Source organism: Streptococcus mitis, assembly GCF_946188685.1.
GTDB lineage: Bacteria > Bacillota > Bacilli > Lactobacillales > Streptococcaceae > Streptococcus > Streptococcus mitis_CC.
Window position 1 is genome coordinate 53,838 of record NZ_CAMHWH010000007.1, and the last position, 15,218, is coordinate 69,055.

Here is a 15,218-nt window from a genome sequence, read left to right on the forward strand (position 1 = left end):
TTATGGAAACAACACAAACTTCCCAGTCGCTCTACCAAGCCCTGTGGAACTCAGCGGATGTTCTCCGCTCTAAGATGGATGCTAATGACTACAAGTCCTATCTTTTGGGTATGGTCTTTTATAAGTATCTGTCAGATAAGATGCTCTTTTTCGTGGCGGAGACTATGGAGGAGGGGAGTGAGAGTCTAGAGGCTGCCCTTGAGGTCTATCGCAACTACTATGAGGATGCGGGCACCCACGAGGATCTTCTTGCAGTTATGAAGGATGAACTCAACTATAGTATCAAGCCTGAGTTGACCTTTACGGCTCTGGTAGCGCGTGTCAATGAGGGGACTTTCCAGTTGGAAGATTTGGCTCAGGGTTTTCGTGATATTGAGCAGAGTGATGAACTCTATGAAAATCTCTTTGAAGATATTGATCTCTATTCTAAAAAACTAGGGGCGACTCCGCAAAAGCAAAACCAAACGGTGGCGGCGGTCATGAAGGAGTTGGCTGTGCTGGATGTGGCTGGTCATGCGGGTGATATGCTGGGGGATGCTTATGAGTATCTGATTGGTCAGTTTGCGACGGATTCGGGCAAGAAGGCTGGTGAGTTTTATACACCTCAACCTGTTGCCAAACTCATGACTCAGATTGCCTTTTTGGGTCGTGAGGACCAGCTAGGCTTTACCATTTATGATGCGACTATGGGGTCTGGCTCCCTCTTGCTCAATGCCAAGAAATACTCTCATAAACCGCAGACAGTGGTCTACTTTGGTCAGGAGCTCAATACCTCGACCTATAACTTGGCTCGGATGAACATGATTCTACACGGTGTTCCAGTTGAAAATCAATTCCTCCACAATGCCGATACACTGGATGAAGACTGGCCGACTCAGGAACCGACTAACTTTGACGGTGTTCTGATGAACCCTCCCTACTCTGCCAAGTGGTCAGCAAGTTCTGGCTTTATGGCGGATCCTCGTTTCTCTCCTTTTGGGAAACTGGCGCCCCAGTCTAAGGCTGATTTTGCCTTTCTCTTGCATGGTTACTACCATCTCAAGCAGGATAATGGAGTCATGGCTATCGTCCTCCCCCACGGTGTTCTTTTCCGTGGCAATGCGGAAGGAACTATCCGCAAGGCCTTGTTAGAAGAAGGAGCTATTGATACGGTTATCGGTCTTCCAGCCAATATCTTCTTTAATACCAGCATTCCGACCACGGTTATCATTCTCAAAAAGAATCGTATCAATCGTGATGTTTACTTTATCGATGCTTCTAAGGAGTTTGATAAGGGCAAAAATCAGAATATCATGACGAATGCTCATATCGAAAAGATTCTGGAAGCCTACAAGTCTCGTGAGGAAATTGACAAGTTTGCCCATCTAGCAAGCTATGAAGAAATTGTCGAAAATGACTATAACCTCAATATCCCTCGCTATGTAGATACCTTTGAGGAAGAAGAAGTCGAGCCCCTGACAGACATCGTCAGCAAGATTAACACGACCAATCAAGCAATCCAAAACCAAACCGCTTCCCTACTCGAAATGCTCGGTCAGCTCCACGGAACCACACCAGAAGCCGATGCTGAACTTAAAGAGTTTTTGAAAGAGTTTGAAGGGTGATGAGAGTAATTGATTCGCTCATATTCCGCTAATTTTTAAGATATAACTTTGTTTCCATATTTCCGGGGAACTAGTAGAAAGTAAGGAGAAATATGGAAAATAACAACCAACGTGCCCTTTGCCAGCAACTCTGGGCGAGAAACAAATACCTCGTTTTGAGCCATTCCAGCAATATTTACAATGAGATTCGTCAGTATCTCAAGAATGAAGAGGTGGAGATGAGTCAGGTTCAGGAGATGATTGACCGTGCCTGTCAGATTCCAGAACACAGGGGTCAGGTTTGCAATGCTTTTCAGCATATTTGGGGATATTTCAAGAAGAAAGCAACGGAGAATGAACGCAAGGATTATATGTTTTTACTGGAGCGTTATCACTCTGGTCATGCCACCAAAGAAGACTTAATTGCTAAGACGAGAGATTTACTTGAACGTTACCCAAATACATACTTGCAACATTCGACTTTACTGAAAGGAGACTCCCATGAGACTTTGGCATGAGGCTTTGATTTCACAACTTCCCCGTCCTCAGCTCTTGGGGCAGCATCGAGAGTGTTGCGCTCTACGTGGCAATGGCTGGGGTAGAAAGCATGCGACGGTGGACTATGTCTTTACTCACTCGCCCTATCGTCTCTATGCCTATCATCGCTTGATCATGAAGGAAATGGCTGACCGAGGCTATAAGGTCAGTCCAGAGTGGTTGGACAAGAACTACCGTGGCAAGACCTGCCCTCCTTATCAAGAATTAGTAGAGGAAAAATTGACCAGTCCTATATACAGCGAACATGACGATGCCTACTATGAGGAGTGTCTGGCTAATCTTCGAGAGAAGGGGATTGAGCTGGAGTAAACGTAAGGATTACAGCACTTTATAACTCTTCTCTTAATTTTTTCGAATAATAAAGATGAGACCTTTAGAGTTTTTCTAAGGTCTTCTTTTTATGAGTGTTCAGATTTACTTTTAATAACTTTTGAGTTATAATTTAATTAGAAAGAGGTTGCTTGGTGCATACGATTTACTTCTATAAGGACAAAAAAGGAAACGAGCCAGTTTTGGATTATATGAGAGAATTGGCTAGTCAGAAAAGTAAGGATAGTCGCATCAAACTCAATAAACTAAATGACTATATCGAGTTGCTTAGTCAGCATGGGACGAGAGCTGGGGAACCCTATATGAAACACTTGGAAGATGAGATATGGGAACTAAGACCTTTGAGAAATCGAATTTTATTTATAGCGTGGCTTGATGGTAGTTTTGTTCTTTTACATCATTTTGTCAAAAAGACTCAGAAAACTCCTAGAAGAGAAATTGAAAAAGCCAAGCGTGAACTGAAGGACTTAAAAGAAAGAGGGTTAAGTGATGAAGAATAGTGCTATTGGAAGTAACTGGAAGGATGTCCGGTCAGAACTCTTTACCAAGGAGGAAATCCTTGAAAGTGATATGCGAGTGGCTATCATGAGTGAGTTGATTGAAGCCAGACATGAGCAAGGAATCAGCCAGAAAAAGCTAGAAGAACTCAGTGGAGTGAGTCAACCTGTCATAGCTAGAATGGAAACAGGAAAGACTAGTCCTCAGTTGGATACAGTCTTGAAAGTTTTAGCCAGTTTAGGAAAGACACTAGCAGTCGTCCCCCTCGAACAGGAAAAGAGCTGAATAAACTGACTTATAGTCTTTTCTAATAGCAAGCCATAGTCACTTATAAGAATTACTAATAACGCGTTTGAGCATTCTAACCGGAATACGCCTATAAAACAAGCTACACAAAGGATTTGAGGCAATTGTCTCAGGTCTTTTTCTTTTGTTTAAAACAGAGATATAGTTTCAAACTATATCAAAGCCTAATTTTTTACAATTATACAGATGATTTCTTTTCTGTTAAGATAGTTTCAACAACAAATTTTGGAGGACACATCATGTCAACTACAATCATCGGTTTCCCTCGTTTGGGCGAATTCCGCGAATTAAAATTTACAACTGAAAAATACTTTAGAAAAGAAATCTCAGAAGAAGAACTCCTTGCAGCCGCAAAAGAATTGCGTGCTAAACACTGGAATATCGTCAAAGAAAAAGGCATCACTGAAATCCCATCAAATGACTTTTCTCACTATGACAACTTCCTAGATGCAGCTTTCCTTTTCAACGTGGTACCTGCTTCAGTTCAAAACTTGGACTTGTCTGGCCTTGAGCGCTACTTCGCTTTGGGTCGTGGTTACCAAGGAGAAAAAGGGGATGTTCGCGCCCTTCCAATGAAGAAATGGTTCAACACCAACTACCACTACATCGTTCCTAAATTTGAAAAAGACACTCAAGTAAAATTGGCTGGTCACAAAATCTTCGATGAGTTCCAAGAAGCCAAAGAACTTGGATTGAACACTCGCCCAGTTCTTGTAGGTCCATTCACTTTCCTTCAATTGTCAGATTTTGAAGAAGGCGTGAAAGCAGAAGATTTCGTAGACAGCTTAGTGGCTGCTTACCAAGAAGTTTTTGCTAAATTGGCAGAACTTGGTGCGACTCGTATCCAATTGGATGAAGCTGCTCTTGTCAAAGATTTGACAGCTGAAGAAAAAGCTCTCTTCTTGAATCTCTACAACAAACTCTTGGCTGACAAAAAAGGTCTTGAAGTCTTGCTTCAAACTTACTTCGGTGATGTTCGTGACGTCTACGCTGACCTTGTAAACTTGCCAGTAGATGCTATCGGTCTTGACTTCGTTGAAGGTAAGAAAACTCTTGAATTGGTTAAAGGTGGTTTCCCAGCTGACAAGACTCTTTATGCAGGTATTGTCAATGGTAAAAACATCTGGCGCAACAACTACGAAAAGAGCTTGGCTGTTCTTGAGCAAATCCCAGCTGAAAACATTGTCTTGACAAGCTCATGCTCACTTCTTCATGTGCCATTTACAACTGCTAATGAAGAATTTGAACCAGCAATCTTGAACCACTTTGCCTTTGCAGTTGAAAAATTGGATGAGATTCGTGATTTGGATGCTATCCGCAATGGTCAAGGTGAAGAAGCACTTGCAGCCAACAAAGAACTCTTTGCGACTGAGCGTGTGGGTGAAAATGCTGAACTTCGTGCGCGTATCGCTGGCTTGACAGACGCAGACTACACTCGTTTGCCAGCCTTTGCAGAACGTGAAGCTATCCAAGAAGAAGCTTTCAAACTTCCAGCTCTTCCAACAACAACTATCGGTTCATTCCCTCAAACAAAAGAAGTTCGTGCGAAGCGTTTGGCTTACCGTAAAGGTGAATTGTCTCAAGAAGAGTACGATGCTTTCCTTGCTAAAACTATTGATGAATGGATCAAATGGCAAGAAGATATCGACTTTGATGTCCTTGTTCACGGTGAATTTGAGCGTAATGACATGGTTGAGTACTTCGGTCAAAACTTGTCAGGTTACCTCTTCTCTAAAAATGGTTGGGTACAATCATACGGTATGCGTGGGGTGAAACCACCAATCATCTGGGGTGATGTTACTCGTCTTAACCCAATCACTGTTAAATGGTCTAGCTATGCACAAAGCCGTACAAACAAACCTGTTAAAGGTATGTTAACTGGACCTGTTACCATCCTCAACTGGTCATTCCCACGTGAAGACATCTCTATCAAGGATTCTACTCTTCAAATCGCCCTTGCTATCAAGGATGAAGTGCTTGACCTTGAAGCTGCTGGTGTGAAAATCATCCAAATCGATGAGGCTGCTCTTCGTGAAAAATTGCCGCTCCGTCGTAGCGACTGGTACGAAGACTACCTTGACTGGGCAATTCCTGCCTTCCGCTTGGTACACTCAACAGTAGCGCCAGACACACAAATCCACACTCACATGTGTTACTCAGAATTTACAGATATCATCCCAGCTATCGACAACATGGATGCGGACGTTATCTCATTTGAGGCTAGCCGTTCAAACCTTGAAATCTTGGACGAACTCAAAGCGAAAAACTTCCAAACAGAAGTGGGACCTGGGGTTTACGATATCCACTCACCTCGTGTGCCAAATGAAGGCGAAATCGACCACACAATCGAAGCCATCCTTGCTAAAGTGCCAAGCAAGAAAGTTTGGATCAACCCTGACTGTGGTTTGAAAACACGTGGTATTCCAGAAACAAAAGAAAGCTTGATCCGCCTTGTTGAAGCAGCTAAAGCTGCGCGTGAGAAATTGTAAGATAAGGATTTCTCAAGAAGCGCTGTTTGGTCAATCTGCCTGTTTCACTTGGATTCTAGGAATCCAGCTAACGAAAAAAATCAACTAGAAAAGGATAAGGACTATGTCACGCCAAACACCGTCACTCTCATTTGAAGTGTTCCCTCCCAACCCAGCCGTGGGTAATGATAACATTATTTCTGCTCTTCAAGATATGCAGGAGTTGGCTCCCCACTTTATCAGTGTGACTGCCAGCAATAATAAATTTAATATCAAGGAAACGACGGTTCGTTTGGCTGACTTTATCCAAAATGACTTGGCGATTCCGACTATTGCTCACTTGCCAGCCATCTATTTGACTAAGGACAAGGTGGCTGAAACCATTGCTGACTTGGACAAGGTTGGGGTACAGAAAATCTTGGCCTTGCGTGGGGATATTATCCCTGATGTGGAGCCGCAAAAGGATTTCCGCTATGCAACTGACTTGATTGAGTTCATCAAGGAACAAGCCCCTCACTTTGATATTGTTGGTGCTTGTTATCCAGAAGGCCATCCAGATTCACCAAATCAGATTTCAGATATTCAAAATCTTAAGAAGAAAGTGGATGCAGGTTGTTCGAGCCTTGTAACCCAGCTTTTCTTTGACAATGAGCGCTTCTATGATTTCCAAGACAAATGTACTTTGGCTGGGATTGATATTCCCATTCATGCAGGGATTATGCCAATTCTGAATCGAAATCAGGCTCTCCGTCTCTTGAAGACTTGTGAGAATATCCATCTTCCACGCAAATTTAAAGCCATATTAGACAAGTATGAGCATGACCCTGAGTCGCTCAGAGCAGCAGGACTTGCCTATGCAGTGGATCAAATCGTGGACTTGGTAACTCAGGATGTTGCCGGTGTGCATCTCTACACCATGAACAATGCTGAAACAGCAAAATACATTCATCAAGCAACTCATGCTTTGTTTAATCACCAGTCTCTAGGATAATAAAAAGCAAACCATTCTTCTCGGCTGAGGGGAATGGTTCCTTTTTAATGGTAAAGACCGCACTTTTTAAGAAAAATATGATAAAATAGACTCTGTACGTACTTGATACAAAGATGAGGGTATTTAGGTTGTAGAAGTTTGTTTAAAGTTGATTATTTTTTAAACAAAATCTGATAATGTGTGTCTCAAAAAACACGAACGGAGTGAGTATTTAAAAGATATTTCACGCTATCGTGGTATCCTAGATGATAACAATATTATTATCTAAAACGGGATTTTTGAGAGTAAAATAGTTCGGGAAACTATTTTAGCCTGAGCATAGAAATGAAAAGGCGAAGTAATTAAAAATTACCATTGAAATTCCATTGGATTTCTAAAATCATCCACTGGATAATTTTACCTCCCGTCCGCACTATTTCAGGGAAATATCAAAAAGATACTTAATTGAATTTTGGTCTCATTTCTTAGGAAAAAAGATAAGCTTCCTAGCACTTATCGAGTGCAAAGTCACCTTCCTATTTTTCTACAGAAATGTTCGGCAAGCCGAATCGTCCAAAATATCTTGATTAATTGAACACGCCTACAACTCTGTGGAAAAAGATAAATCTGCCTAGGAGCAGTCGCTCCGTCGTTAGATTTCCTATTTTCCTTTGAGTTGCTTGACGGCTTAGTATCTTGATCTTTGTAGGCAAGGCGTATAATTTCATCAATCCAAAGGGGATTAAAATGACAAAACAAGTGTTTCAAACGACTTTTGCGGGTCGTGAGTTAATCGTAGAGACTGGTCAGGTTGCTAAGCAAGCAAATGGCGCAGTTGTCGTGCGTTACGGTGAGTCAACTGTCTTGACTGCAGCCGTTATGTCTAAGAAAATGGCAACTGGAGATTTCTTCCCTCTTCAAGTCAACTACGAAGAAAAAATGTATGCGGCTGGGAAGTTTCCTGGTGGCTTTATGAAACGTGAAGGACGTCCTTCAACGGATGCGACTTTGACAGCGCGTTTGATTGACCGTCCAATCCGTCCTATGTTTGCGGAAGGTTTCCGTAATGAAGTGCAAGTGATTAACACTGTCCTTTCTTACGATGAAAATGCATCTGCACCAATGGCTGCTATGTTTGGTTCATCCTTGGCACTCTCTATTTCAGATATCCCATTTGACGGACCAATTGCTGGGGTACAAGTGGGATATGTAGATGGCCAAATCATCATCAACCCTAGTCAAGAACAAGCAGAGCAATCTCTCCTTGAATTGACAGTAGCTGGTACCAAACACGCCATCAACATGGTAGAGTCTGGTGCTAAAGAATTGTCAGAAGAAATCATGTTGGAAGCGCTCCTTAAAGGGCACGAAGCGGTCAAAGAATTGATTGCCTTCCAAGAAGAAATCGTTGCTGCTGTCGGTAAGGAAAAAGCAGAAGTGGAATTGCTTCATGTGGATGCTGAATTGCAGGCAGAAATCATCTCAGCCTACAACAGCGACCTCCAAAAAGCGGTTCAAGTAGAAGAAAAATTGGCCCGTGAAGCTGCAACTCAAGCAGTTAAAGATCAAGTCACAGCCGTTTACGAAGAAAAATATGCAGACCACGAAGAATTTGACCGTATCATGCGTGATGTGGCTGAAATTTTGGAACAAATGGAACACGCTGAAGTGCGCCGTTTGATTACAGAAGACAAGGTGCGTCCTGACAGTCGTAAGGTCGATGAAATCCGTCCTTTGGATGCGGTTGTTGACTTCCTTCCTCGTGTGCACGGCTCTGGTCTCTTTACTCGTGGGCAAACTCAGGCTCTTTCAGTCTTGACCTTGGCTCCGATGGGTGAAACTCAAATCATTGATGGTTTGGATCCAGAGTACAAGAAACGCTTTATGCACCACTATAACTTCCCACAATACTCTGTTGGGGAAACTGGTCGTTACGGTGCACCAGGTCGTCGTGAAATCGGTCACGGTGCTCTTGGTGAGCGTGCTCTTGCTCAAGTCTTGCCAAGTTTGGAAGAATTCCCATATGCTATCCGTTTGGTAGCAGAAGTCTTGGAATCAAACGGTTCTTCTTCTCAGGCTTCTATCTGTGCTGGAACTCTTGCCCTTATGGCTGGTGGTGTGCCAATCAAGGCGCCAGTAGCTGGTATTGCCATGGGACTTATCTCAGATGGAAACAACTACACTGTCTTGACAGATATCCAAGGTTTGGAAGACCACTTTGGAGACATGGACTTCAAGGTTGCGGGTACTCGTGACGGGATTACAGCCCTTCAAATGGATATCAAGATTCAAGGGATTACTGCAGAAATCTTGACTGAGGCTCTTGCTCAAGCCAAGAAAGCCCGTTTTGAAATCCTTGATGTGATTGAAGCAACCATTCCAGAAGTTCGTCCAGAATTGGCTCCAACTGCTCCGAAAATTGATACCATCAAGATTGATGTGGACAAGATTAAGATTGTCATCGGTAAGGGTGGAGAAACCATCGACAAGATTATCGCTGAAACAGGCGTTAAGATTGATATCGATGAAGAAGGAAATGTATCTATCTACTCTAGCGACCAAGATGCCATCAATCGTGCTAAAGAAATTATTGCTGGTTTGGTCCGTGAAGCCAAAGTGGATGAAGTTTACCGTGCTAAAGTCGTTCGTATCGAGAAATTTGGTGCCTTTGTTAACCTCTTTGATAAGACAGATGCCCTTGTTCATATCTCTGAGATGGCTTGGACGCGTACCAATAATGTCGAAGACTTGGTAGCAATCGGGGATGAAGTTGATGTTAAGGTTATCAAGATTGATGAAAAAGGACGTGTGGATGCTTCTATGAAAGCCCTTCTTCCTCGTCCTCCAAAACCTGAACGTGATGAAAAAGGCGAAAAGTCTGAGAGACCTCACCGCCCACGTCATCACAAGGACCACAAACCTAAGAAAGAATTTACAGAAACACCAAAAGATTCAGAATAAGAAAAGGAGAAATGTATGGGATGGTGGCGCGAAACCATTGATATCGTAAAAGAAAATGATCCAGCGGCCCGCACCACTTTGGAGGTTTTACTGACTTATCCAGGTGTCAAGGCCTTGGCGGCCCACCGTCTTTCGCATTTTCTCTGGAAGCATGGCTTCAAACTCCTGGCTCGTATGCACAGTCAGTTTTGGCGCTTTTGGACTCAGATTGAGATTCATCCAGGTGCTCAAATCGACTCTGGAGTCTTTATTGACCATGGTTCAGGCCTGGTTATCGGAGAGACTGCGATTGTTGAAAAAGGTGTTATGCTTTACCACGGAGTAACTCTTGGTGGGACAGGAAAAGACTGTGGCAAACGCCATCCAACCGTGCGAAAAGGAGCTTTAATATCCGCTCATGCCCAAGTCATTGGACCAGTGGAAATTGGTGAAAATGCCAAGGTCGGTGCAGCAGCAGTTGTCGTGGCAGACGTACCTAGTGATGTGACGGTTGTCGGTATTCCGGCTAAGATTGTCCGAGTTCATGGACAGAAGGATGAACCGACGATCCACGAAGTCGAAGAAAAACGAGAGTACTACGTCAATAAACTCGAGCAATCTAAAGATGCCAGTCACAGATCGTCTGGTTTGTAGAGGGTACCTATATGATTCAAGCAAGAAACAAGTTAAGCCAAGAGGAGCTATCTGAGGCGAAAAAACTAATTAACTATTGCCAAAACTATGACGGTACCTATCGTGATCCCTATCTTTCTAACATGCTTAATTTTGACCCAAACATGCCCGCCTTTTTCCTTTATTATGAAAAAGGCGAACTTGTTGGTCTCTTAACTGTCTATGCTGATGACCAAGATGTGGAAGTGACGATACTGGTTCATCCAGATCATCGCCATCAGGGAATTGCGCGTGCATTGTTTACTAGTTTTGAGAAAGAAACGGCTTCTTTCTCTATTCGTTCAGTGACTTTTCAGACAGAACGTATTTTTCTAGAACGTCATCCTGATTTTGCCAGCAACTGGGGATTGGTCGAGGACGAGGATACAGAAACTTGGTTAGGTAAGGATAGAAAACCTTATCAGTTAGCAAATTTTTCTAATCTTGAAGTTTTGTTAGCAGATAGTTCGTATCAGGAGCAAATTAGTCAGTTAAAATTTCAGGCATTCTCAGAGGAACATGAGTCTAGAGAGATTGTTGATAGATATGTCGCTGAAGCTCTGAAGGATCCAGAAAGTCGCTTATATATTTTGTTAAAAGACGGTCAGGTTATTGGAACTTGCACGGTAGATTTATCGACTAATACGAATTACTTCTACGGTTTAGCAATATCTGAACCTGAACGTGGGAAAGGCTATGGAAGCTACTTAGCAAAATCCCTTGTCAACCAACTAATTGAGCAAAATGATAAGGAATTTCAGATTGCAGTGGAAGATAGCAATGTAGGTGCCAAGCGCTTATATGAAAAGATTGGCTTTGTCAAACAAACCCAAGTGGTTTATCTGAATGCGAAAGGAGCAAGGGATTCCGAAGTGTAGAGACATTCGGACTGAAATTCAATTGAACTCTTAGTGATGAAACTAATTGTTCTTGGATTTTGGATTTCCTGACTATGATTTATGATTAAAATCTATGACACTATGTCTCGTGATTTGCGAGAATTTGTCCCGATTGAGGACGGCAAGGTCAAGATGTATGTTTGTGGGCCAACCGTGTATAACTATATCCACGTGGGGAATGCCCGTTCAACGGTGGCTTTTGATACGATTCGACGTTATTTTGAGTACCGTGGGTATGAGGTTGCCTATATTTCCAATTTCACAGATGTGGATGATAAGATTATCAACCGTGCCAAGGAAGAAGGGATCACGCCTCAGGAGGTTGCGGACAAGTACATCGTTGCCTTTCGTGAGGATGTGACGGCCTTGGGCGTCAAACCTGCGACTCGCCATCCGCGTGTGGTGGAGTTTATGGCTGACATCATCCGCTTTGTGGAAGACTTGATTGGAAAAGGCTTTGCCTACGAGAGTCAAGGAGATGTCTATTTCCGTGTGGAAAAATCTCATAACTATGCCCAGTTGGCCAATAAAACCTTGGAAGATTTGGAACTAGGGGCTTCAGGTCGTACCGATGAAGAAACGGCTCGTAAGGAAAATCCTGTAGACTTTGCCCTATGGAAAGCTGCCAAGCCAGGCGAGATTTCTTGGGATAGTCCTTGGGGACCTGGTCGTCCGGGCTGGCATATTGAGTGTTCGGTCATGTCAACAGAGATTTTGGGCGATACCATCGATATCCACGGTGGCGGAGCCGACCTCGAGTTTCCTCATCATACCAATGAAATTGCCCAGTCAGAAGCCAAAACAGGTAAGACCTTTGCTAACTACTGGATGCACAATGGATTTGTCAATATCGATAATGTCAAGATGTCCAAGTCCTTGGGTAACTTTATCACAGTGCACGATGCTCTCAAAACGCTCGATGGGCAAGTACTTCGTTTCTTCTTTGCGACTCAACATTACCGTAAGCCTATCAACTTTACGGAAAAGGCAGTGCGGGATGCGGAGACCAATCTCAAGTATCTAAAGAACACTTACGAACAACCATTTTCTGGGATTGTAGATGCTCAAGAGTTACAGGCTTTTAAAGACAAGTTTATAGCAGCTATGGATGAAGATTTCAACTCTGCCAACGGTATCACAGTAGTCTTTGAAATGGCCAAATGGATCAACTCAGGCAACTATGATACAAGTGTTAAGGAAGCTCTTGCAGATATGTTGGAAGTCTTTGGAATTGTCTTTGTCGAGGAAGTTTTGGATGCAGAGATAGAATCCTTGATTCAAAAACGCCAAGAAGCGCGTGCCAATCGTGACTTTGCGACAGCGGACCAGATCCGTGACCAATTGGCTGCTCAAGGAATTAAGCTCCTTGACACCAAGGATGGAGTGAGGTGGACACGTGATTGATGTCAATCTCATTAACGGGATTGCGTTAGCTTTTGAGGGGGACGCGGTGTATTCTATGTATATTCGTCGTCACCTCATCCTCAAAGGCATGACCAAGCCCAATAAACTTCACCAAGAAGCGACCAAGTATGTGTCGGCTAAAGCTCAGGCTCGCCTGATTTCTCTTATGTTGGAGGAGCATGTCCTGACGGAAAAAGAAGAAGAAATCTACAAACGTGGTCGCAATACCAATAGCCACACCAAGGCCAAAAATGCTGATGTGGTAACTTACCGTATGTCCACAGGTTTTGAAGCAGTGATGGGCTATCTCCATATGACTGAAAATCTGGAACGTCTTGAGAGCTTGATTTCCTGGTGTATCCAAAAAGTGGAGGGCTAGGGCATGATGGCAAAAGAACTACAAGACTGGTTTCCTGAAGCTCAGATTTCAGACCAACCAGTAGAGAAAGAGGGCTTTCTCACTCTCCCTTTAGCTTCTCACCAGTGGATTTTGCTGGAGGAAGCTAGTCTTAGCGAACGTGAAAAACAACTGGTGGCTCTCTTAACCAAACAGGAGCAAACTATTTCGCTCAATCCTTGGTATCCCTATCTGATTGAGGGGAAGGGACAGGCGCCGAAAACTTTTAAAAAGATTCAGTTGGTTTATTGTCATCTTTCCTATTTTCAGCAGGAAAATCTAGCTTCTTGGCTAGATATGATGCGGACTCTTTTTCCCAACTGTCAGACGGTGATTCAGGTCGGAGCTCAGGATTATGTTTTCGTACTTCAACAAGATAAATACACTTCTGTACGAGCTATTTTAAGTGATACGATTGAAGCGGTTGAGTATGACTTTGGACTGCGTCTCTCTATCATGTTAGGACAGGTTTGGTCTCAGACAGGAAATCAAGCCCTATCAGACTTAATCAAAGCGGAGCGGGATTTGTTCAAGACTTGGTGGCGTCAGGGTCACCAAGGTGTTTATACTTTTTCTCAGCTCTATCTTTGGAGTATGGGAGAAAGACTCGTGGACTTGAAGGCAATCAAGGAATGTCTACACCAGATGATTTTGGATCAGGATCAGATTCAGGAAATCATTCTCTCCCTTTGGGAAAATAGTGCCGTTCTCACTAAAACAGCCCAGCAGCTCTATCTGCACCGCAATTCTCTCCAATACAAGATTGATAAATGGGAAGAATTGACAGGCCTTCAGTTGAAGGAATTGACCGACCTAACCCTGTGTTATCAATTGATTTTACCAGATATTCTCTAAAGTTTTGTGCAAGTTGCACAGAACTTTTTTATTTTTTTGGTCACCTTGCCATAGAAAAGTAAAGCGTTTTCATCTATAATAAAACTATCAAAAGACAAAAGGAGTTCACCTCATGGTAGAATTGAATCTTAAAAATATTTACAAAAAATATCCAAACAGCGAACACTATTCAGTTGAAGACTTCAACTTGGACATTAAAGACAAAGAATTTATCGTTTTCGTAGGTCCTTCAGGATGTGGTAAATCAACAACTCTTCGTATGATTGCTGGTCTTGAAGATATCACAGAAGGTACTGCATCTATCGATGGCGTGGTTGTTAACGACGTAGCTCCAAAAGACCGTGACATTGCCATGGTATTCCAAAACTACGCTCTTTACCCACACATGACTGTATACGATAACATGGCTTTCGGTTTGAAATTGCGTAAATATAGCAAGGAAGACATCGACAAACGTGTGCAAGAAGCAGCTGAAATCCTTGGATTGAAAGAATTCTTGGAACGTAAACCTGCTGACCTTTCAGGTGGTCAACGTCAACGTGTTGCCATGGGTCGTGCCATCGTACGTGATGCAAAAGTGTTCTTGATGGACGAACCTTTGTCAAACTTGGATGCAAAACTTCGTGTATCTATGCGTGCTGAAATTGCGAAAATCCACCGTCGTATCGGAGCTACAACTATCTACGTAACTCACGACCAAACAGAAGCGATGACACTTGCAGACCGTATCGTTATCATGTCAGCAACTAAGAACCCTGCTGGTACAGGTACTATCGGACGTGTAGAACAAATCGGTACTCCTCAAGAAGTTTACAAAAACCCAGTTAACAAATTCGTAGCAGGATTCATCGGAAGCCCAGCTATGAACTTCATCAACGTGAAATTGGTAGGTAGCGAAATTGTTTCTGACGGTTTCCGTTTGAAAGTGCCAGAAGGAGCATTGAAAGTTCTTCGTGAAAAAGGCTACGAAGGTAAAGAATTGATCTTCGGTATCCGTCCAGAAGACGTGAATGCAGAACCTGCTTTCCTTGAAACATTCCCAGAATCAGTTGTCAAAGCTACTATCTCTGTATCAGAATTGCTTGGTTCAGAATCTCACCTTTACTGCCAAGTTGGTAAAGATGAATTTGTTGCCAAAGTTGATGCTCGTGACTACTTGCAAACAGGTGCAACAGTTGAACTTGGATTTGACTTGAACAAAGCACACTTCTTCGATGTAGAAACTGAAAAAACAGTCTACTAAGATAAATGAAACTCAAAACACTGCTAGAAATCTGGCAGTGTTTTTTTGAGATTGCGTAGAAAAAACTCCTGGGATATTCCAGGAGAGTATGAGTG

Annotated in this window: 14 protein-coding genes; all 14 read left to right on the top strand. The window is 42.9% G+C overall.

The annotated features are described in order from the left end of the window. Positions 1–2 precede the first annotated feature (2 nt). The gene (locus tag N8N51_RS07555; RefSeq protein WP_261103922.1) at positions 3–1,604 is read left to right on the top strand and encodes a type I restriction-modification system subunit M; all 1,602 of its coding nucleotides are present in this window, start codon (positions 3–5) and stop codon (positions 1,602–1,604) included. Positions 1,605–1,696: 92 nt separating this feature from the next. Further along, entirely contained in the window at positions 1,697–2,101 is a 405-nt protein-coding gene (locus N8N51_RS07560) for a YbgA family protein (protein ID WP_261103923.1), read from the top strand. Then, positions 2,085–2,450 carry a TIGR02328 family protein gene (locus tag N8N51_RS07565; RefSeq protein WP_261103925.1) on the top strand — a complete coding sequence of 122 codons (366 nt, stop codon included), beginning with the start codon at positions 2,085–2,087 and terminating at the stop codon, positions 2,448–2,450. Before N8N51_RS07560 ends, N8N51_RS07565 begins: the two co-directional genes overlap by 17 nt. Positions 2,451–2,605: 155 nt before the next feature. Continuing rightward, the gene (locus tag N8N51_RS07570) at positions 2,606–2,971 is read left to right on the top strand and encodes a type II toxin-antitoxin system RelE/ParE family toxin (protein WP_238095769.1); all 366 of its coding nucleotides are present in this window, start codon (positions 2,606–2,608) and stop codon (positions 2,969–2,971) included. Then, a complete protein-coding gene (locus N8N51_RS07575) occupies positions 2,961–3,254 on the top strand; it encodes a helix-turn-helix domain-containing protein (protein ID WP_061454301.1) in 294 nt (97 codons plus the stop codon). Before N8N51_RS07570 ends, N8N51_RS07575 begins: the two co-directional genes overlap by 11 nt. 260 nt (positions 3,255–3,514) lie before the next feature. Next, the gene (gene metE, locus N8N51_RS07580; protein ID WP_261103928.1) at positions 3,515–5,764 is read left to right on the top strand and encodes a 5-methyltetrahydropteroyltriglutamate--homocysteine S-methyltransferase; all 2,250 of its coding nucleotides are present in this window, start codon (positions 3,515–3,517) and stop codon (positions 5,762–5,764) included. 103 nt (positions 5,765–5,867) lie between these two features. Beyond that, positions 5,868–6,734, top strand: coding sequence for a methylenetetrahydrofolate reductase [NAD(P)H] (gene metF, locus N8N51_RS07585; protein WP_261009098.1), 867 nt, complete (start codon positions 5,868–5,870; stop codon positions 6,732–6,734). Positions 6,735–7,460: 726 nt separating this feature from the next. Continuing rightward, complete coding sequence (gene pnp, locus N8N51_RS07590; protein ID WP_261103929.1) at positions 7,461–9,674, top strand: polyribonucleotide nucleotidyltransferase; 2,214 nt, start codon at positions 7,461–7,463, stop codon at positions 9,672–9,674. Positions 9,675–9,689: 15 nt separating this feature from the next. Beyond that, the gene (gene cysE, locus N8N51_RS07595) at positions 9,690–10,307 is read left to right on the top strand and encodes a serine O-acetyltransferase (protein WP_000539984.1); all 618 of its coding nucleotides are present in this window, start codon (positions 9,690–9,692) and stop codon (positions 10,305–10,307) included. Positions 10,308–10,318: 11 nt separating this feature from the next. Beyond that, positions 10,319–11,203 carry a GNAT family N-acetyltransferase gene (locus tag N8N51_RS07600; RefSeq protein ID WP_084929826.1) on the top strand — a complete coding sequence of 295 codons (885 nt, stop codon included), beginning with the start codon at positions 10,319–10,321 and terminating at the stop codon, positions 11,201–11,203. An 81-nt stretch (positions 11,204–11,284) separates the two neighbouring features. After that, positions 11,285–12,628: a cysteine--tRNA ligase gene (gene cysS / locus N8N51_RS07605; protein WP_261103931.1), complete on the top strand. Its 1,344-nt coding sequence runs from the start codon at positions 11,285–11,287 to the stop codon at positions 12,626–12,628. After that, positions 12,621–13,007: a Mini-ribonuclease 3 gene (locus N8N51_RS07610; protein WP_045612146.1), complete on the top strand. Its 387-nt coding sequence runs from the start codon at positions 12,621–12,623 to the stop codon at positions 13,005–13,007. The genes cysS and N8N51_RS07610 overlap by 8 nt, the downstream gene beginning before the upstream one ends. Positions 13,008–13,010: 3 nt before the next feature. Next, the gene (locus N8N51_RS07615) at positions 13,011–13,880 is read left to right on the top strand and encodes a helix-turn-helix domain-containing protein (protein WP_045612144.1); all 870 of its coding nucleotides are present in this window, start codon (positions 13,011–13,013) and stop codon (positions 13,878–13,880) included. A 112-nt stretch (positions 13,881–13,992) separates the two neighbouring features. After that, a complete protein-coding gene (locus N8N51_RS07620) occupies positions 13,993–15,123 on the top strand; it encodes an ABC transporter ATP-binding protein (protein ID WP_000229952.1) in 1,131 nt (376 codons plus the stop codon). The last annotated feature ends 95 nt before the right edge of the window (positions 15,124–15,218 follow it).